Source organism: Streptococcus sp. 20925_1_24, assembly GCF_041432335.1.
Classification (GTDB): Bacteria; Bacillota; Bacilli; order Lactobacillales; family Streptococcaceae; genus Streptococcus; species Streptococcus mitis_BM.
Genome location: NZ_JAPVZM010000004.1, coordinates 23,875 through 42,526, shown reverse-complemented (window position 1 = coordinate 42,526; position 18,652 = coordinate 23,875). Strand labels below are relative to the sequence as shown.

The 18,652-nt window shown below is 43.0% G+C and carries 17 protein-coding genes and 1 riboswitch; of the genes, 11 read left to right on the top strand and 6 right to left on the bottom strand.

The window, feature by feature from the left end:
• Positions 1 to 54 precede the first annotated feature (54 nt).
• The 5 genes from liaF to tig all read left to right on the top strand — a co-directional run bounded on the left by liaF (position 55) and on the right by tig (position 4,424).
• Positions 55 to 753 carry a cell wall-active antibiotics response protein LiaF gene (gene liaF / locus O3650_RS03150; RefSeq protein WP_247932572.1) on the top strand — a complete coding sequence of 233 codons (699 nt, stop codon included), beginning with the start codon at positions 55 to 57 and terminating at the stop codon, positions 751 to 753.
• Positions 750 to 1,745: a sensor histidine kinase gene (locus O3650_RS03145; RefSeq protein WP_371491581.1), complete on the top strand. Its 996-nt coding sequence runs from the start codon at positions 750 to 752 to the stop codon at positions 1,743 to 1,745. Before liaF ends, O3650_RS03145 begins: the two co-directional genes overlap by 4 nt.
• Before the next feature lie 13 nt (positions 1,746 to 1,758).
• Positions 1,759 to 2,391 (top strand): response regulator transcription factor, encoded by a 633-nt coding sequence (locus tag O3650_RS03140; protein WP_203176647.1) that lies wholly within the window; start codon positions 1,759 to 1,761, stop codon positions 2,389 to 2,391.
• Complete coding sequence (locus O3650_RS03135; protein WP_203176649.1) at positions 2,392 to 3,057, top strand: DNA alkylation repair protein; 666 nt, start codon at positions 2,392 to 2,394, stop codon at positions 3,055 to 3,057.
• Between the two features lie 83 nt (positions 3,058 to 3,140).
• On the top strand, positions 3,141 to 4,424 hold the full coding sequence (tig, locus tag O3650_RS03130; RefSeq protein ID WP_203176650.1) for a trigger factor: 1,284 nt from the start codon (positions 3,141 to 3,143) through the stop codon (positions 4,422 to 4,424).
• 47 nt (positions 4,425 to 4,471) lie between these two features.
• On the opposite strand, the gene O3650_RS03125 is transcribed toward tig, so the two are convergent.
• The 3 genes from O3650_RS03125 to rnhC form a co-directional block, all read right to left on the bottom strand.
• Positions 4,472 to 6,838 carry an ATP-dependent RecD-like DNA helicase gene (locus tag O3650_RS03125; protein WP_203176652.1) on the bottom strand — a complete coding sequence of 789 codons (2,367 nt, stop codon included), beginning with the start codon at positions 6,836 to 6,838 and terminating at the stop codon, positions 4,472 to 4,474.
• Positions 6,839 to 7,096: 258 nt separating this feature from the next.
• The gene (lepB, locus tag O3650_RS03120; RefSeq protein ID WP_049523793.1) at positions 7,097 to 7,711 is read right to left on the bottom strand and encodes a signal peptidase I; all 615 of its coding nucleotides are present in this window, start codon (positions 7,709 to 7,711) and stop codon (positions 7,097 to 7,099) included.
• A gap of 3 nt (positions 7,712 to 7,714) precedes the next feature.
• Positions 7,715 to 8,596, bottom strand: a complete 882-nt coding sequence (rnhC, locus tag O3650_RS03115) for a ribonuclease HIII (RefSeq protein ID WP_203176654.1) — start codon at positions 8,594 to 8,596, stop codon at positions 7,715 to 7,717.
• An 86-nt stretch (positions 8,597 to 8,682) separates the two neighbouring features.
• Between rnhC and zapA the strand changes: the two genes are divergently transcribed.
• The 6 genes from zapA to O3650_RS03085 all read left to right on the top strand — a co-directional run bounded on the left by zapA (position 8,683) and on the right by O3650_RS03085 (position 15,324).
• Positions 8,683 to 8,985 (top strand): cell division protein ZapA, encoded by a 303-nt coding sequence (gene zapA, locus O3650_RS03110; protein ID WP_203176666.1) that lies wholly within the window; start codon positions 8,683 to 8,685, stop codon positions 8,983 to 8,985.
• On the top strand, positions 8,982 to 9,530 hold the full coding sequence (locus tag O3650_RS03105) for a CvpA family protein (RefSeq protein ID WP_203176668.1): 549 nt from the start codon (positions 8,982 to 8,984) through the stop codon (positions 9,528 to 9,530). The genes zapA and O3650_RS03105 overlap by 4 nt, the downstream gene beginning before the upstream one ends.
• Before the next feature lie 102 nt (positions 9,531 to 9,632).
• The gene (locus tag O3650_RS03100) at positions 9,633 to 11,969 is read left to right on the top strand and encodes an endonuclease MutS2 (RefSeq protein ID WP_203176670.1); all 2,337 of its coding nucleotides are present in this window, start codon (positions 9,633 to 9,635) and stop codon (positions 11,967 to 11,969) included.
• A 164-nt stretch (positions 11,970 to 12,133) separates the two neighbouring features.
• A riboswitch (glycine riboswitch) is annotated at positions 12,134 to 12,222 on the top strand.
• Between the two features lie 90 nt (positions 12,223 to 12,312).
• A complete protein-coding gene (locus O3650_RS03095; RefSeq protein WP_203176672.1) occupies positions 12,313 to 13,635 on the top strand; it encodes a sodium:alanine symporter family protein in 1,323 nt (440 codons plus the stop codon).
• A gap of 131 nt (positions 13,636 to 13,766) precedes the next feature.
• A complete protein-coding gene (locus O3650_RS03090) occupies positions 13,767 to 14,315 on the top strand; it encodes a carboxymuconolactone decarboxylase family protein (RefSeq protein ID WP_203176698.1) in 549 nt (182 codons plus the stop codon).
• A 109-nt stretch (positions 14,316 to 14,424) separates the two neighbouring features.
• A complete protein-coding gene (locus O3650_RS03085; protein WP_203176674.1) occupies positions 14,425 to 15,324 on the top strand; it encodes a TDT family transporter in 900 nt (299 codons plus the stop codon).
• Between the two features lie 24 nt (positions 15,325 to 15,348).
• On the opposite strand, the gene serS is transcribed toward O3650_RS03085, so the two are convergent.
• The 3 genes from serS to O3650_RS03070 all read right to left on the bottom strand — a co-directional run bounded on the left by serS (position 15,349) and on the right by O3650_RS03070 (position 18,575).
• Positions 15,349 to 16,623 (bottom strand): serine--tRNA ligase, encoded by a 1,275-nt coding sequence (serS, locus tag O3650_RS03080; RefSeq protein WP_101781572.1) that lies wholly within the window; start codon positions 16,621 to 16,623, stop codon positions 15,349 to 15,351.
• A gap of 213 nt (positions 16,624 to 16,836) precedes the next feature.
• On the bottom strand, positions 16,837 to 17,208 hold the full coding sequence (locus O3650_RS03075) for a DUF956 family protein (RefSeq protein ID WP_000079350.1): 372 nt from the start codon (positions 17,206 to 17,208) through the stop codon (positions 16,837 to 16,839).
• 2 nt (positions 17,209 to 17,210) lie between these two features.
• Positions 17,211 to 18,575 carry an aspartate kinase gene (locus O3650_RS03070; RefSeq protein WP_203176676.1) on the bottom strand — a complete coding sequence of 455 codons (1,365 nt, stop codon included), beginning with the start codon at positions 18,573 to 18,575 and terminating at the stop codon, positions 17,211 to 17,213.
• Positions 18,576 to 18,652 lie beyond the last annotated feature (77 nt).

Genomic DNA, 18,652 nt, shown 5'->3' with positions numbered 1-18,652 from the left:
AGACCGAGGTGACTTTTTTGAATTGTGATAAAATAGAAAGCAGAGGATGCACCTATGAGAAAATTTAAAATCTTTTTATTTATCGAAGCCTGTCTTTTGACAGGAGCTCTGATTTTGATGGTATCAGAGCATTTTTCGCGTTTTCTGCTGATTTTATTCCTCTTTTTGCTTTTAATTCGCTATTACACTGGTAAAGAGGGAAATAATCTTCTTTTAGTGGTGGCAACCATTCTCTTCTTTTTCATCGTTATGCTCAATCCCTTTGTGATTCTAGCTATTTTTGTTGCGGTTATATACAGCCTCTTTCTTCTTTATCCGATGATGAACCAGGAAAAAGAGCAGACCAATTTGGTTTTTGAAGAGGTGGTAACGGTTAAGAAGGAGAAAAATCGTTGGTTTGGCAATCTCCATCATTTTTCAAGCTACCAGACTTGCCAGTTTGATGATATCAATCTCTTTCGCCTCATGGGCAAGGACACTATTCATCTGGAGAGGGTCATCCTAACCAATCACGATAATGTCATTATCCTCAGAAAGATGGTAGGAACGACCAAAATCATCGTACCTGTAGATGTAGAAGTCAGTCTCAGCGTTAACTGTCTCTATGGTGATTTGACTTTTTTCAATCAGCCCAAGCGAGCCCTCCGCAATGAACACTATCAACAGGAAACGAGAGATTATCTCAAGAGTAACAAGAGCGTTAAGATTTTCTTGACCACTATGATTGGGGATGTTGAGGTGGTTAGAGGATGAAAAAACAAGCCTATGTAATCATTGCCCTCACCTCTGTCCTCTTTGTCTTATTTCTCTCCCACAGCTTGCTGGAAATCCTTGATTTTGACTGGTCTCTTTTCCTGCATGATGTCGAAAAAACAGAAAAATTTGTCTTTTTGTTGTTGGTATTCAGCATGTCTATGACCTTTCTCTTAGCCCTGTTTTGGAGAGGTGTGGAAGAGCTTTCTCTAAGAAAAATGCAGGCCAATCTCAAGCGTTTATTGGCAGGGCAAGAAGTGGTTCAGGTTGCTGATCCAGATTTAGATGCCAGTTTCAAGTCCTTGTCAGGTAAACTTAACCTTTTGACAGAAGCTCTTCAAAAGGCTGAAAATCACAGTCTTGCTCAGGAAGAGGAAATTATCGAGAAAGAACGGAAGCGGATTGCTCGGGATTTGCATGATACGGTTAGTCAAGAGTTGTTTGCGGCCCACATGATTTTATCGGGTATCAGTCAGCAAGCTTTGAAGCTTGATAGAGAAAAGATGCAGATCCAGTTGCAGAGTGTCACAGCTATTTTAGAAACAGCCCAGAAGGATTTACGGGTCTTGCTCTTGCATTTGCGACCAGTTGAGCTGGAGCAGAAGAGCTTGATAGAGGGAATTCAAATCCTCTTAAAAGAGCTTGAAGACAAGAGTGATCTCAAGGTTGCTTTCAAGCAAAATGTGACGAAATTGCCTAAGAAAATCGAGGAGCATATCTTCCGTATCCTGCAAGAGTTAATCAGCAATACCCTCCGCCATGCCCAGGCCTCTTGCCTAGATGTCTACCTCTATCAGACAGATGTTGAATTGCAGCTGAAGGTGGTGGACAATGGAATTGGTTTTCAGTTAGGGAGTTTAGATGACTTGAGTTATGGACTGCGAAACATCAAGGAGCGAGTTGAAGATATGGCAGGGGCGGTTCAGTTATTAACAGCTCCCAAGCAAGGGCTGGCAGTTGATATCCGTATTCCCCTGCTCGATAAGGAATGATAAAGGAGTAAAGATGAAAATTTTACTAGTAGATGACCATGAAATGGTCCGCTTAGGCTTGAAAAGCTACTTTGACCTCCAAGACGATGTGGAAGTTGTGGGCGAGGCGTCCAACGGGTCTCAAGGCATTGACTTGGCCTTGGAATTGCGCCCAGATGTTATTGTCATGGATATTGTCATGCCTGAGATGAATGGAATTGACGCGACCTTGGCCATCCTCAAAGAATGGCCTGAAGCCAAGATTTTGATTGTGAGCTCTTATTTGGACAATGAAAAAATCATGCCGGTCTTGAATGCTGGTGCTCGTGGCTATATGATCAAGACTTCTAGTGCAGACGAACTGCTCCATGCCGTCCGTAAGGTGGCTGCTGGGGAGCTGGCCATTGAGCAAGAGGTCAGCAAGAAGGTTGAATACCACCGCAATCACATAGAACTACATGAGGACTTGACTGCGCGTGAGCGAGATGTTCTCCAACTCATCGCCAAGGGCTACGAAAATCAGCGCATCGCAGACGAACTTTTTATCTCTCTCAAGACGGTCAAGACGCACGTGTCTAACATTCTTGCCAAACTTGAGGTTAGCGATCGTACACAAGCTGCGGTCTATGCTTTTCAGCACCACTTGGTGGGGCATGAGGAGTTTTAGATGAGTCTAACAGATTTACTTGAGGAGTTAGAAGCAGCAAAAGATCCTAAAAAAGCATGGCCTATGGAGTCCTATATGCGCCATCAATTTTCCTTTCTAGGCGTTGCGGCGCCAGAAAGAAATAAACTCTATAAAAAATACTTTCCAGAAGCGAAAAAAACAAAGATTATCGATTGGGATTTTGTAGATACTTGCTGGGAAAAAGAGTATAGAGAATACCAGTATGTGGCTGCCAATTATTTGAAAGCAATGCAGTCTTATCTAAAGGACAGTGATTTGCCTAAGCTAGAGCAGTTGGTTGTTACCAAGTCTTGGTGGGATACGGTGGATATCCTAGATCGAGTAGTAGGGAGTTTGGTGTATGAGAAGCAGGAACTGGAAAAAATAATCCTCCAATGGAGCCTGTCAGACAATATCTGGTTGAGACGCGTCGCTATTGACCACCAGTTGTTAAGAAAAGAGAAGACCAATGTTCAATTACTGGAAAAGATTCTGCTTCATAATTTGAATCAAACAGAATTCTTTATCAATAAAGCCATTGGCTGGGCTCTGAGAGACTACTCCAAAACGAATCCAGCTTGGGTAGCATGCTTCATTGAGAAAAACAAGGAAAGAATGGCTGAACTTAGCATCAAAGAAGCGAGCAAGTACCTCTCCCATCATTGAAAAGCGCGTTCATTACTTGAAAAAAGTCGCCCATTTATGTTATAATAGACTGTATTTAAAAAATTTTAAGGAGAAATGACAGAATGTCTGTATCATTTGAAAACAAAGAAACAAACCGTGGTGTCTTGACTTTCACTATCTCTCAAGACCAAATCAAACCAGAATTGGACCGTGTCTTCAACTCAGTGAAGAAATCTCTTAATGTTCCAGGTTTCCGTAAAGGTCACCTTCCACGTCCTATCTTCGACAAAAAATTTGGTGAAGAATCACTGTACCAAGACGTTATGAACGCTCTTTTGCCAAACGCTTATGAAGCAGCTGTAAAAGAAGCTGGTCTTGAAGTTGTTGCGCAACCAAAAATTGATGTAACTTCAATGGAAAAAGGTCAAGACTGGGTTATCACTGCTGAAGTTGTTACAAAACCTGAAGTAAAATTGGGTGACTACAAAAACCTTGAAGTATCAGTAGATGTAGAAAAAGAAGTAACTGATGCTGACGTTGAAGAGCGTATCGAACGCGAACGCAACAACTTGGCTGAATTGGTTATCAAAGAAGCTGCTTCTGAAAACGGCGACACTGTTGTCATCGACTTCGTTGGTTCTATCGACGGTGTTGAATTTGATGGCGGAAAAGGTGAAAACTTCTCACTTGGACTTGGTTCAGGTCAATTCATTCCTGGATTCGAAGACCAATTGGTAGGTCACTCAGCTGGTGAAACTGTTGACGTTATCGTAACATTCCCAGAAGACTACCAAGCAGAAGACCTTGCAGGTAAAGAAGCTAAATTCGTAACAACTATCCACGAAGTAAAAGCTAAAGAAGTTCCAGCTCTTGACGATGAGCTTGCAAAAGACATCGACGAAGAAGTTGAAACACTTGCTGAATTGAAAGAAAAATACCGCAACGAATTGGCTGCTGCTAAAGAAGAAGCTTACAAAGATGCAGTTGAAGGTGCAGCAATCGATAAAGCTGTAGAAAATGCTGAAATCGTAGAACTTCCAGAAGAAATGATTCACGAAGAAGTTCACCGCTCAGTAAACGAATTCCTTGGAAACTTGCAACGTCAAGGTATCAACCCTGACATGTACTTCCAAATCACTGGAACTACTCAAGAAGACCTTCACAATCAATACCAAGCAGAAGCTGAGTCACGTACTAAGACTAACCTTGTTATCGAAGCAGTTGCCAAAGCTGAAGGATTTGATGCTTCAGAAGAAGAAATCCAAAAAGAAGTTGAGCAATTGGCAGCAGACTACAACATGGAAGTTGCTCAAGTACAAAGCTTGCTTTCAGCTGATATGTTGAAACACGATATCACAATCAAAAAAGCTGTTGAGTTGATCACAAGCACAGCAACAGTTAAATAATCTTAATAGATAAAAATCCCACCTGATTAGGTGGGTTTTCTTATGCACTATTTTCTAAAAATCTCTTTGAGGTCTGTGTCTGTAATCCCAATCATGGCGGGAATGCTGTCCCAGTTTTCTTCGGTTAGGATGTAGGATTGTTTAGAGTCACTTGATGTGGTAGTTTCAGAGACAGCTGGTTGCTTTTCTTCAACATTTTCAATTAAATCGCTGAAGCGTTCAATCAGATAGGTTTTTCGGGCAGTTCCGATGTGCTGGGTAGCATAGTCGAAGGCCTGTAATTCACCTAGTAAGATAAGCTTGCTTTTGGCGCGTGTAATGGCTGTATAGATGAGATTGCGCTCCAGCATACGCCTACTAGCACTAGTGATAGGTAGGATAACAACAGGAAACTCACTTCCCTGTGATTTATGGATACTCATGGCATAGGCCAAGCGAATCTTGTACCATTCGTTCCGTGGGTAAGAGACCTCGTTGCCATCAAAATCAATGACAATCTCATCTTGCTTCGATTCTGTGTATTTACCAGGAATCAGGTCTGTGATAGCTCCCAAATCTCCATTAAAGACATTGATTTCAGCATCGTTAACCAAATGAATGACCTTGTCTCCCTTACGATAGTGGCACTGGGGAGCTTCAAAACTGAGTTGGTCTTTTTGTGGTGGATTGAGCAGGTCTTGCATGAGCTGATTGATAGCATCAATCCCTGCCGTCCCTCGGTACATGGGAGCCAGAACTTGGATATCACGGGCAGGGATACCACTTCTGAGGGCGGCACCTAAGATCTTTTCAATGGTGGCAGGAATATGGCCACTAGCAATTTCAAAGTAGGAACGGTCAGCTTTTTTCTGGGTGAAATCAGCTGGCAAGATGCCCTGTCGAATCTGACTAGCTAGGGTGACGATGGTTGATTCTTCGCTTTGCCGGTAAATTTTTTCCAAGCGAGTCTGAGGAATCAAAGGAATATGAAGCAGATCCGCTAGAACCTGTCCAGGACTGACAGAAGGCAACTGGTCGCTGTCACCTACGATGAGGATTTTGCTGTTAGAAGAGATGTTGGAGAAGAGTTGATTGGCCAGCCAAGTATCCACCATGGAGAATTCATCTACGATAATAAAGTCGGCATCCAGATAATCTTCCAAATGACTGGTATCATCGTCGCCTGTCATTCCCAAGTGGCGGTGTATGGTCGCGCTTGGCAAGCCTGTTAATTCATTCATGCGTCGAGCGGCTCGTCCGGTTGGAGCAGCAAGAAGAATAGGCAGATTGCTTTTTTTCCTGAGGTCAAGTCCTTCTAAAAGGGCATAAACAGCGATGATCCCATTGATAACAGTCGTCTTACCAGTACCAGGTCCACCTGTCAGGATAAAGACCTTATTCTGGATAGCATCACAGATAGCTTGTTTTTGAATGTTATCATACTCAATCTCCAGATCTTCTTCGACAGTAGCGATATGTTTTTGAATGGTTTCTAAATCATGACTCTTCTGTTTTCTTTTTTCAAGGATACGAACCAAGTGACTGCGGATGCCTTCCTCAGCGAAAAAGAGACTATTATCAAAGATTTTTGTATCAATCTGCTGAACCTTGTCTTCTTCGATGAGGTAGGAGAGCTCTTGGGCCACTTGGCTGGGGTCCAGTTCCACGGGACGAGAAGATTCAAGGAGAGTAAGGGTTTGTTCTAGCAAATCCCGTGCTTCAACATAGGTGTCCCCTGTTTCCATACAGGCCTGGAAAAGACTGTGAACTAGACCGGCGCGGAAGCGTTCAGGAGCCTGACTTTCGATGCCTAGTTCTTCCGCTAATTGGTCAGCAATGGTAAATCCCAAACCCTTAATATCCTCAACCAGTTGGTAGGGATAATTTTCAACCACATCAAGGGTTTCTTCCTTGTAAAAGTCTTGAATCTGGAAGGCTAATTTATTGGGAATACCGTAGTTGGCAAGTTTGGCCAAAACCATCTCGGTTCCGTAGTTGAGACGGAGAGTGGAGACGAAAGCCTCGCGATTTTTGGCAGAGAGTCCTGAGATGCCTTCTAGCTTTTCTGGGTGTTGCAAAATTTCGTCAATGGTATTGTCACCATAGGTATCCACAATTTTCTGAGCTGTCTTGAGACCAATTCCCTTGAAATGGCTACTTGAAAAGTATTTGACCAAGCCCTTGCTAGTTGGTTTTGCGCGTTCATAACGACTGATTTGCAGTTGTTCCCCGTACTTGGAGTGCTGGACAATTTGTCCCCAAAAAGTATAGTCTTCTCCCTCAATCACATCAGCCATGGTACCGGTGACAATAATTTCAAAATCATCAAAATCTTCTGCGTCCGTATCTTCGATTTCTAGGAGGAGGATGCGATAAAAATTGCTGGGATTTTCAAAAATAATCCGTTCAATGGTTCCTGAAAAATAAACTTCCATAAAATTCCTTTGCATGAATAGGTGAGAGTTAACTTTGTATCTATTTTATACTCAATGAAAATCTCTTAAAACCGCGTCAGTTCTATCTGCAACCTCAAAACACTGTTTTGAGCAACCTGCGGCTAGCTTCCTAGTTTGCTCTTTGATTTTCATTGAGTATAACTTTGTTTCTATCTTAATCAAACTGGATAGTGAATAATCATCTTCTCACGATAGAAGAAGAGGCTGAGATTGGTGATTCTCGGCCTCTTAGGTCTCTTAAAATGTTCCGATACGGGTGATTGGCCAGAAGCGGAATTTAGCTTCCCCAGTGATATCTTTTGCTTTAAAAGTTCCTACGTGGCGGCTGTCGCTCGAAACCAGGCGGTCATCTCCGAGGAGAAGGTATTCTCCTTCTGGAACAGTAAAGCTAAAGTTGGTGTTGTAGTTGACATCAACTGTGAAGGCTTGAGCTTTTTGAGCGATACTTCTAAAGAAAGTTCCTTTATTTCCTTCAAAGCCCTTGCCTGAGTAGGTGCTTTGGAGTTTATCATCCTTGAAACGTTTGATGTAGTCAGCTAGGTAAGGCTCATCTGTCTCTTTGTCATTGATGTAAAGTTTATCATTTTCGTAACGGATGGTATCGCCAGGCATTCCGATGACACGTTTGACAATGTCCTTATTACCGTCTTCCTCATGAGCCACCACGATATCAAAACGGTCAATAGGGAGGTGTTTGACAACAAAGAGAATTTCGCCATCCGCTAGGGTAGGATCCATGGAATGCCCTTCTACGCGGACATTACTCCAAAAAAAGATACGGCTCAAAGCTAGTAATGACAGAATCAGGAGGAACAATCCCCACTCTTTTAGGAAATGTTTAAATGAATTCATAACTTACCTTTCTAAGCGTTTTTTCGCTTTTTCAGTATTTTTAAAGTGCAGTTTGGCGCAGAAATTTAGTCCCTGCATACCATAGGCTTGTAAAATCTGGCTAGCCACCTTGTCAGAAGCCGTTCCAGCTCCACTTGGAAGTTGATAGCCCAGTTCTCGTCCCAGATTTTCAAGATTTTCCAGAAAGAGATCACGCGCAATGATAGAAGAAACTGCTACAGCCAAGTATTTGCCCTCAGCCTTTTCTTCCAAGCTAATAGGATTGCTGAAACGATTGGCCTCTTGTGCCAAGTACTTGTCATAATTTTTAGCACTGGTAAAGGCATCAATCACAATTTTCTCAGGCTGAATGCCTTTTTGAAGAAGGAGATAGATAGCCTGGTTATGGAGGGCTACCTTAACCGAAACAGCGTTGTAGCGGTCTCCGATGACCTCGTTGTACTTGCTGGGTGAGAGAAGCAGTGCTTGGTGCTGGATTTTTTCCTTGAGGATAGGGGCAATCTGACGGATCTTTTGGTCGGTCAGAGTCTTAGAATCTCCCACACCGAGTTTTCGTAAGAAATCATGCTGGTCAGGTGTGACAAAGGAAGCCACAACTGCAAGCCCACCAAAGTAGGAACCATTTCCAACCTCATCTGTTCCAATCAAAGGGAAATTTTGTCCGCTGGATTCTTCTACAACCTCATAGCCCAAGAAACTGGCGTATTTCTCAGCCCCTTCACCCTGAAGCAAGACCTTTCCAGAAGTATAGATAGAAGCCGTTGCTTGAGGCAGTCTCAAAAAGTAGCGGATATAGGGATTCTTACTGGGAGCCAGACTGGTTTGATAGTGTTTAAGAAAAGCCTGGATCTCCTTTTCACTTGGTGTGAGTGTTATACTTGCCATAGTTTCTATTGTACCACAAAAGCAGGCAAATTTGTAAAAACTGACAAAATTAGCGAATTTTGGTATAATATCGTGAGGTGAATTTTATGGCAAATCTAAATCGATTCAAATTTACATTCGGGAAAAAATCATTAACCTTGACAAGCGAACATGACAATCTCTTTATGGAGGAAATTGCCAAGGTTGCGACAGAAAAATACAAAGCAATTAAAGAACAAATGCCTAGTGCAGACGATGAAACGATCGCTCTTTTGTTGGCAGTCAACTGTTTGTCAACTCAACTCAGCCGTGAGATTGAATTTGACGATAAGGAGCAAGAATTAGAAGAACTCCGTCACAAGCTTGTGACTTGTAAGCAAGAACAGAGCAAGATTGAGGACTCCTTATGATTTCACTCCTTCTTCTATTGGTCTTGGCTTGGGGATTTTATATCGGCTATCGGAGAGGCCTGCTCTTACAGGCTTATTACCTGATTTCAGCCCTGGCATCGGCTTTTGTGGCTGGCCAGTTTTACAAGGGGCTTGGAGAACAATTCCATTTATTACTCCCTTATGCAAATCCGCAGGAAGGTCAAGGGACTTTCTTTTTCCCATCGGATCAACTCTTTCAGTTGGATAAGGTCTTTTACGCAGGGATCGGCTACTTGCTTGTATTTGGGATTGTCTATAGCATTGGTCGTTTGCTTGGTCTCCTATTACACTTACTTCCTAGTAAAAAACTGGGTGGCAAGTTGTTTCAAGTTTCAGCGGGTATCTTGTCCATGTTGGTGACCTTATTTGTCTTGCAAATGGCCTTGACCATCTTGGCGACCATCCCCATGGCAGCTATACAAAATCCTCTTGAAAAGAGTATCGTCGCAAAACACATCATCCAGAGTATACCGGTAACAACCAGTTGGCTCAAACAAATCTGGGTGACAAATTTAATCGGATAAAAAGGGCAGGAGTTTTCCTAGCCCTTTGTTTACAGATTGACTAGAATCTATCAGAATGTAAAAAGCTACCACACCTAGACATTCAAAGACAAGGAAATAAAGATGAATAAGAAAATATTAGAAACATTAGAGTTCAATAAGGTCAAGGCCTTGTTTGAACCCCATTTGTTGACCGAGCAGGGCTTGGAGCAATTGAGACAGCTGGCTCCGACTGCCAAAGCAGATAAAATCAAACAGGCTTTTGCTGAGATGAAGGAAATGCAGGCTCTATTTGTTGAGCAACCGCATTTTACTATTCTCGCAACCAAGGAAATTGCAGGAGTCTGCAAGCGCTTGGAGATGGGAGCGGACCTCGATATCGAGGAGTTCCTACTCTTGAAGCGCGTGCTTCTTTCTAGCCGAGAACTGCAAAGTTTTTATGCCAATCTAGAAAATGTCAGTTTGGAAGAATTAGCCCTTTGGTTTGAGAAATTACATGATTTTCCGCAATTACAAGGAAATCTTCAGGCCTTTAATGATGCAGGTTTCATTGAAAATTTCGCCAGTGAAGAATTGGCGCGAATCCGTCGAAAAATCCATGATAGCGAGAGTCAGGTCCGCGATGTTTTGCAAGACTTGCTCAAGCAAAAAGCGCAGATGTTGACAGAAGGAATTGTTGCCAGCAGAAATGGCCGTCAGGTTTTACCAGTCAAAAACACCTATCGCAATAAGATTGCAGGTGTCGTGCATGATATTTCTGCCAGCGGAAACACCGTCTATATCGAACCCCGTGAGGTGGTCAAACTGAGCGAAGAAATTGCCAGTCTGCGAGCAGATGAGCGCTATGAAATGCTTCGCATTCTCCAAGAAATTTCTGAGCGTGTCCGCCCTCATGCGGCTGAGATCGCCAACGATGCTTGGATTATCGGCCATCTGGACTTGATTCGTGCCAAGGTCCGCTTTATCCAAGAGAGGCAAGCAGTTGTCCCTCAGCTGTCAGAAAATCAAGAGATTCAACTGCTTCATGTCTGCCATCCTTTGGTCAAAAATGCTGTCGCAAATGATGTCCATTTTGGTCAAGATTTAACAGCCATTGTCATTACAGGTCCAAATACTGGTGGTAAGACCATCATGCTCAAAACTCTGGGCTTGACACAGGTTATGGCCCAGTCAGGTTTGCCGATTTTAGCAGACAAGGGAAGTCGTGTGGGTATTTTTGAAGAAATCTTTGCTGATATTGGGGATGAGCAATCTATTGAGCAGAGCTTGTCTACCTTCTCTAGCCACATGACCAATATCGTGGATATTCTTGGCAAAGTCAATCAGCATTCGCTCTTGCTCTTGGATGAGTTGGGGGCTGGTACCGATCCTCAAGAGGGAGCCGCCCTTGCCATGGCTATTCTGGAAGACCTTCGCCTGCGTCAAGTCAAAACCATGGCGACCACTCACTATCCAGAGCTCAAGGCCTACGGTATCGAAACAGCCTTTGTGCAAAATGCCAGTATGGAGTTTGATACAGCTAGCCTGCGTCCGACTTATCGCTTTATGCAGGGAGTTCCTGGTCGCAGCAATGCCTTTGAAATTGCCAAACGTCTGGGCTTGTCAGATGTCATCGTAGGAGATGCCAGCCAACAGGTTGATCAGGATAATGATGTCAACCGCATCATTGAGCAACTGGAAGAGCAGACGCTAGAGAGTCGCAAACGCTTGGACAATATCCGTGAGGTGGAGCAAGAAAATCTCAAGATGAACCGTGCTCTCAAAAAGCTCTACAATGAGCTTAATAGTGAAAAGGAAACTGAGCTTAATAAGGCGCGTGAACAGGCTGCTGAGATTGTGGACATGGCCCTAAGTGAGAGTGACCAGATTCTTAAAAATCTCCACAGTAAATCCCAACTCAAGCCCCACGAAATCATTGAAGCCAAGGCCAAGTTGAAAAAATTGGCTCCTGAAAAAGTGGACTTGTCTAAAAACAAGGTCCTTCAAAAGGCCAAGAAAAAACGAGCTCCAAAGGTGGGAGATGATATCGTGGTGCTCAGTTATGGACAGCGTGGTACCTTGACCAGTCAACTCAAGGACGGCCGCTGGGAAGCCCAAGTTGGCTTGATTAAGATGACCTTGGAAGAGAAAGAGTTTGACCTTGTTCAAGCCCAGCAAGAAAAGCAAGTCAAGAAGAAACAAGTCAATGTTGTGAAACGAACATCTGGGCGAGGACCTCAAGCCAGACTGGACCTTCGAGGCAAACGCTATGAAGAGGCAATGAATGAGCTAGATGCCTTTATAGACCAAGCCCTGCTTAATAATATGGCCCAAGTCGATATCATCCATGGTATCGGAACAGGTGTCATCCGTGAAGGTGTCACCAAATATCTACAAAGAAACAAACATGTCAAGAGTTTCGGCTATGCCCCACAAAATGCTGGAGGCAGTGGTGCGACTATTGTCACTTTTAAAGGATAAGAAGTATTTCGGAATTCATAAAGTGAAAACTGTTGAACTAATTTTTACTAATAAACACATTGACAAAAGCCAACATTTTTTGTAAAATAAGAATCAATTAAATACCAACACCGAATGAAGTTTAATAGAAGTGGCGAATCGTTTGATTTTCCATGACTGTAAATGGACGGAACTCTGGAGAGACCGTAAAGGCACCGAAGGGGCAAGGCAGGCAACTGCTCAAACTCTCAGGTAAAAGGACAGAGCTAGGATAGACCGCTTTTTAGCATTTATCTAAGCATTCCAGAGTACATGTATCTTACATGTGCTCTTTCTTTTGGGGTTGAAAAGATAGGAGAAGGAAATGTTAGAATTGCTTAAATCAATCGATGCTTTTGCTTGGGGCCCACCCCTCTTGATTTTATTGGTCGGGACAGGGATTTACCTAACTGCTCGTCTAGGACTTTTGCAGGTTTCGCGTCTGCCCAAGGCTTTCCAGCTTATTTTTACTAAGGACAAGGGGCATGGCGATGTGTCCAGCTTTGCGGCCTTGTGTACAGCCCTCGCAGCGACAGTTGGTACGGGAAATATTATCGGGGTGGCGACGGCTATCAAGGTCGGTGGACCAGGAGCCCTCTTTTGGATGTGGATGGCTGCTTTCTTTGGGATGGCTACCAAGTATGCGGAAGGACTACTAGCTATCAAATACCGCACTAAGGATGACCATGGTGCAGTAGCGGGAGGTCCCATGCATTATATCCTTCTAGGGATGGGAGAAAAGTGGCGTCCCCTTGCCATCTTCTTTGCCCTGGCAGGTGTTCTAGTAGCTTTGTTGGGGATCGGGACCTTCACTCAAGTCAACTCGATTACAGAATCTATCCAAAATACAACGGCTATTTCGCCAGCCATCACCGCTCTCGTTTTGTCTGTCTTTGTAGCGATTGCTGTCTTTGGTGGACTCAAGTCCATTTCAAAGGTTTCAACTACCGTTGTTCCTTTTATGGCTATTATTTATATTTTAGGAACTCTTACAGTTATTTTCTTTAATATCGAGAAAATCCCTACCACAATCGCTTTAATCTTGACATCCGCTTTTAGTCCTGTTGCTGCGGTCGGTGGATTTGCCGGTGCTAGCATTCGGATGGCTATTCAAAATGGTGTGGCGCGTGGTGTGTTCTCAAACGAATCTGGTCTGGGTTCAGCTCCCATTGCAGCGGCTGCGGCTAAGACAAATGAACCGGTAGAGCAAGGCTTGATTTCCATGACAGGAACCTTTATTGACACCCTCATTATCTGTACTCTAACTGGTTTGACCATCTTGGTGACTGGTGTTTGGAGTGGTGATTTGAATGGAGTTGCCTTGACTCAGTCAGCCTTCTCAACAGTCTTTTCACACTTTGGGCCTGCCCTTTTGACCATCTTCCTTGTGCTCTTTGCCTTTACAACGATTCTAGGTTGGAACTATTACGGGGAACGTTGTTTTGAGTTCCTCTTTGGGGTTCGCTTTATCTGGCTTTACCGTGTGGTCTTTGTACTCATGGTCCTGTTGGGAGGATTTATCGAGTTGGATATGGTTTGGATTATCGCAGATATTGTCAATGCCTTGATGGCTCTGCCAAACTTGATTGCCCTCTTAGTCTTGTCACCAGTCGTTATTGCTGAGACTAAAAAGTATTTTAATAAATAATAGAATCACACATCGCGTGTGATTTTTTGCTTTCATAAAAAATTTCTATCGATGCAATTTAAAATATATATTATACACGGTATAGAATCTGTGATAGACTAGGTTTCAACAACATGAAAAGAGGTTTTATGATGACAACATTTACAATCCATACAGTAGAATCAGCATCAGCAGAAGTGAAAGAAGTTCTTGAAACAGTAGAAAAAGATAACAATGGCTATATTCCTAACCTAATCGGTCTCTTGGCTAATGCACCCACTGCTTTAGAGGCTTACCGTACTGTCGGAGCTATCAACCGTCGCAACAGCCTGACACCCGTTGAGCGCGAAGTGGTGCAAATCACGGCAGCTGTGACCAATGGTTGTGCCTTCTGTGTCGCAGGTCACACAGCCTTTTCAATAAAACAAATCCAGATGAATGATGATCTGCTGCAAGCCCTTCGCAATCGTACTCCAATTGAAACAGATTCTAAATTGGACACCCTAGCTAAGTTTACCTTGGCAGTTATCAATACCAAGGGTCGTGTAGGAGATGAAGCCTTGGCTGAGTTTCTAGAAGCTGGTTACACGCAACAAAATGCCTTGGATGTGGTTCTTGGTGTCAGCCTAGCAAGCCTCTGTAACTATGCCAACAACCTAGCTAATACCCCAATTAACCCAGAATTGCAACCTTATGCCTAATTCATATCTGAGTAAAATGAAGTCTGAAATAATCGGACTTCGTTTTTTTAAGTCCTCATTTAAGCGCTTTTATGCTATACTGAAACTAACATGATTATTGGAGGTTAGGATGAAAAAACTCCCCTTGGTATTTTCTGGTTGTTTGCTAGGTTTAGCAGGAGCTGGAAATCTTATTTTAGATACGTTGCCGGTTCTGTCCCATCTATTGAGTCTGACAGGTTTGATTTTGTGGATTTATTTTCTAATTCTACATCTCTTTAATTGGAAGGAAACCAAGCAAGAATTGACCAAGCCTCCTCTTTTATCAGGAATGGCGACCTTTCCCATGGCTGGGATGATTTTATCTACCTATGTTTTTCGCGTCTTCCCTCATCTTCCTTTGGTAGCGCAAGGGCTCTGGTGGTTTTCATTTCTCTTGGATTTGGCCTTGATTGCTGGTTTTACCATCAAGTTTGCTTGTCCAGGGCGGAGGGTTCATGTCACTCCAAGCTGGACGGTTCTCTATGTTGGGATAGCAGTGGCAGCTTTGACCTATCCTCTTGTCGGTATCATCGAAATTGCCTATGCTACCTTGAGTTTTGGTTTTCTCCTAACCTTCTATCTCTACCCGCTTATTTATAGCGATTTAAAGAAACATCCACTTCCACTAGCCTTGCTTGGTCAAGAAGGAATCTACTGTGCTCCTTTCTCTCTACTCTTGGCTTCCCTAGTTCGAGTTGGAGGAACTAGCCTACCGAATTGGGTCTTGATTGTCATGATTTTGGCTTCCCAATCCTTCTTTTTCTTTGTTTTGACTCGCCTGCCCAATATTTTAAAACAAGGTTTTCAACCAGCCTTCTCAGCCCTCACCTTCCCGACCATTATCACAGCTACTTCGCTTAAGATGGCTCAGGGAATCTTGAAATTTCCATTTCTGGATTATCTGGTAGTGGCTGAAACTGTTATTTGCCTAATCATTTTGCTCTTTGTATTAGGCGCTTATCTGAATTGGTTACGAAAAAAGGTCTAGCTAGAAATAGCTAAACCTTATTTTTTATGGTTTGATGACTTCAGCTCCACCCATGTAAGGACGAAGAGCTTCTGGGATGGTTACAGAACCATCTTCATTTTGGTAGTTTTCAAGAATAGCAGCCACTGTACGTCCAACTGCAAGTCCAGAACCGTTCAAGGTATGGAGGAGTTTCACCTTGCCATCTGCTTCATCACGGTAACGGATTTGGGCACGACGTGCTTGGAAATCTTCTGTATTTGAACAGCTTGAGATTTCGCGGTAGGTATTTTGTGCTGGGATCCAAACTTCCAAGTCGTAAGTCTTAGCAGCTGAGAAGCCCATATCTCCTGTAGAAAGAGCAACTACACGGTATGGCAAGTTTAGTTTTTGAAGAATGTTTTCAGCGTTGGCTGTCATCTTTTCTAATTCTTCGTATGATTCTTCAGGTTTGGCGAATTTCACCATTTCAACCTTGTGGAATTGGTGCAAACGAATCAAACCACGAGTATCGCGACCAGCAGAACCAGCTTCTGAACGGAAAGATGGACTCATAGCAGTAAAATAGATTGGCAGTTCCTTACCATCAATGATTTCATCACGATAGTAGTTAGTCAGAGGAACTTCAGCGGTAGGAATGAGGACGTAGTTCGTATCTTTTAATTCAAACGTATCTTCCTTGAATTTTGGATATTGTCCTGTACCAAACATAGAATCATGGTTAACCATGTAAGGTGTGATGACTTCAGTATAACCTTCCTTACCATGTTCATCCAACATAAAGTTGTAGATGGCACGCTCTAAGCGAGCTCCCAGGCCTTTATAGAAGAGGAAACGAGCTCCAGTAACTTTTCCACCGCGTTCCCAGTCAAGGATACCGAGGTCTTCGCCAAGATCCCAGTGGGCTTTTGGTTCAAAGTCAAACTCACGAGGAGTTCCCCAACGGCGAACTTCTATGTTATCATCTTCGTCTGCCCCGATAGGAACACTGTCAGCTGGGATGTTTGGAAGAGTAGTGGTAAATTCTGTCAATTTAGCATCGATTTCAGCTAATTCTGCATCGAGTGCTTTGACTTCAGCAGATAGGGTTTGCATGGCAGCAATCTTGTCGTCTGCATTTTCCTTGTTACGTTTAGCTTGGGCAATCTCAGCTGAAACTGTATTACGTTCTGCTTTAAGAGTTTCAACCTTGACCAAAATATCACGACGTTTAGCATCGATTTCTTTCATCTCATTCAAGACAGCAGCATCTACACCACGTGTAGCCAATTTTTCTGCGACAGCATCAAAGTCTGTACGAATACGTTTGATATCTAACATAAGAACTCCTTTGTGAAAAAAGCACACCTGACAAAGCGTTGGAGTGGCAGGGCCACGGTTCCATCCAACTTCACAGGTGTGCACTTGATTGTGTATGTAATTGTTACTAACGGTAGAATTTCACCTATCTCTCCTATCTGCTCGCAGCACCCGCAGACTTTCTGAAAGAAGAAAATAACCTACTTATCCGTTGCTATGATTATACTAAAGTTTCTACTTTTTTGCAAATAGATTTTTAAATTTTTGACTAATGGTTTGAATCAGGGTCGGAAGCTTGACGACCTTATCATTGCCCAATTTTTCGCGTGCAATTTTGAGAATAGCACCTGAGTCTTTTGAAGCAAAGAGGAATTTTCCTCTGTCTGTAAAGACTTCGAAGTGGCGACTGATTTTGCGACCAGTGACATTAGCTCCAATTTGGTTGATATGGCTCCAAGGAATCTGGATAAATTGTTCAACATTGACATCGGGGTAAAATTCCAAAGCCTGATCTCCGACAAGAAATTTCCCAACTTTCCCAGCTATAGAGAGATAGGAAGTTCCTGTCGTATTGAGAAGCACTGTTTTGTTAAGAGATTGGGCCATGATTAATCTTCCTTGTTTTCACCGAAAAAGGCATTGTAGAGGGCTTTAATAGCTGCTTTCTCTTGGTCCTTATGGACAACAAACATGATAGACACTTCACTAGAACCTTGAGACATCATCTGGATGTTGATCTTGTTTTCAGATAGAGCACGTGTCGCAGTAGCAGTTACTCCGATATGGCTCTTCATCTTTTCTCCAACAATCATAATGATAGAAAGGTCGTGTTCGATTTCTGCATGGTCTACTTCAGCCTTTTGAACCAACTGACGAAGGATTTCTTCTTCCTTGATAGGAGTTAGTTCGCGAGAACGGAGGATGATTGAAAGATCGTCGATACCTGTTGGCATATGTTCCCAACCGATGTTAAGATCTTCAAGGATTTGAAGAACCTTGCGTCCAAATCCAACCTCACGGTTCATGAGGTATTTTGACATGTTGATGCTGACAAAGCCTGAGTCACCAGCAATTCCCACAACTGGGAATTCATCATTACTGTGTTTTAGAACGATACGAGTACCTGGATGGTCAGGATTGTTGGTATTCTTGATAACTAGAGGAATTTTTCCTCGGTAGGCAGGAAGAAGGGCTTCGTCATGAAGGACTGAGAAGCCTGCATAGGCCAACTCACGCATTTCACGGTAGGTCAACTCTGGGATAGAGTGTGGTTGGTGAATGATTCCTGGGTGAGCCGCAAAGATACCATCAACATCCGTAAAGTTTTCATAGAGGTCTGCCTTAACACCGGCAGCAATGATAGAACCTGTAATGTCTGATCCTCCACGTGAGAAGGTACAGATTTGATTTTCCTTGGTAACTCCAAAGAAACCAGGAATGACAAGGACTTCATTTGCATTTGTCAATTCTTCAATCTTGTCATAACTTGATGGAATGATGCGAGCGTGACCAGGTTCACTTGTGACCACAATACCAGCTTCTCTAGGGTGCACATAGCGTGCATCGATCCCGTTTTGATTAAAGTAGGCGGCAATCAATTTAGCATTGTTATTTTCACCGGCTGCTAGGAAAGTATCGTAGAGAAATTCGTTTTCTTCGATAGGAAGAGTAGCTAAGGCGCGAATACTTTTTGAAATTTTTTCTAGCACAGTTGGTTTAAGACCTAGTTCACTAACCATAGCAGCATAGCGGTCGATAATCCAGTTTTGGCTCTTGCTAATATCGTTACCAGCAACATAGTCGCGGTAGTATTTAATCAAGGCATCCGTAACCTTAGTATCTTCAGCATTGCGTTTACCAGGCGCAGAAACGACGACAAAACGACGCTCTAAATCGCTTTTGACGATGTTTAAAACTTTTTCTAATTGACTAGCAGAGGCAAGAGAGCTACCTCCAAATTTAACAACCTTCATAAGAACTCCTAAAGTAAGTATTTTATACGATTATAGCAGAAAGAAAGCCTTTTTTCAATGAAGAAAATAAGATGCTT

Coding starts and splice junctions, on each gene's coding strand:
- O3650_RS03070 (WP_203176676.1), bottom strand. CDS start 18,575: ATGAAGGTTGTTAAATTTGGAGGTAGCTCTCTTGCCTCTGCTAGTCAA.
- O3650_RS03100 (WP_203176670.1), top strand. CDS start 9,633: ATGAATAAGAAAATATTAGAAACATTAGAGTTCAATAAGGTCAAGGCC.
- tig (WP_203176650.1), top strand. CDS start 3,141: ATGTCTGTATCATTTGAAAACAAAGAAACAAACCGTGGTGTCTTGACT.
- O3650_RS03090 (WP_203176698.1), top strand. CDS start 13,767: ATGACAACATTTACAATCCATACAGTAGAATCAGCATCAGCAGAAGTG.
- O3650_RS03140 (WP_203176647.1), top strand. CDS start 1,759: ATGAAAATTTTACTAGTAGATGACCATGAAATGGTCCGCTTAGGCTTG.
- O3650_RS03095 (WP_203176672.1), top strand. CDS start 12,313: ATGTTAGAATTGCTTAAATCAATCGATGCTTTTGCTTGGGGCCCACCC.
- O3650_RS03085 (WP_203176674.1), top strand. CDS start 14,425: ATGAAAAAACTCCCCTTGGTATTTTCTGGTTGTTTGCTAGGTTTAGCA.
- zapA (WP_203176666.1), top strand. CDS start 8,683: ATGGCAAATCTAAATCGATTCAAATTTACATTCGGGAAAAAATCATTA.
- lepB (WP_049523793.1), bottom strand. CDS start 7,711: ATGAATTCATTTAAACATTTCCTAAAAGAGTGGGGATTGTTCCTCCTG.
- serS (WP_101781572.1), bottom strand. CDS start 16,623: ATGTTAGATATCAAACGTATTCGTACAGACTTTGATGCTGTCGCAGAA.
- O3650_RS03075 (WP_000079350.1), bottom strand. CDS start 17,208: ATGGCCCAATCTCTTAACAAAACAGTGCTTCTCAATACGACAGGAACT.
- O3650_RS03135 (WP_203176649.1), top strand. CDS start 2,392: ATGAGTCTAACAGATTTACTTGAGGAGTTAGAAGCAGCAAAAGATCCT.
- rnhC (WP_203176654.1), bottom strand. CDS start 8,596: ATGGCAAGTATAACACTCACACCAAGTGAAAAGGAGATCCAGGCTTTT.
- O3650_RS03145 (WP_371491581.1), top strand. CDS start 750: ATGAAAAAACAAGCCTATGTAATCATTGCCCTCACCTCTGTCCTCTTT.
- liaF (WP_247932572.1), top strand. CDS start 55: ATGAGAAAATTTAAAATCTTTTTATTTATCGAAGCCTGTCTTTTGACA.
- O3650_RS03105 (WP_203176668.1), top strand. CDS start 8,982: ATGATTTCACTCCTTCTTCTATTGGTCTTGGCTTGGGGATTTTATATC.
- O3650_RS03125 (WP_203176652.1), bottom strand. CDS start 6,838: ATGGAAGTTTATTTTTCAGGAACCATTGAACGGATTATTTTTGAAAAT.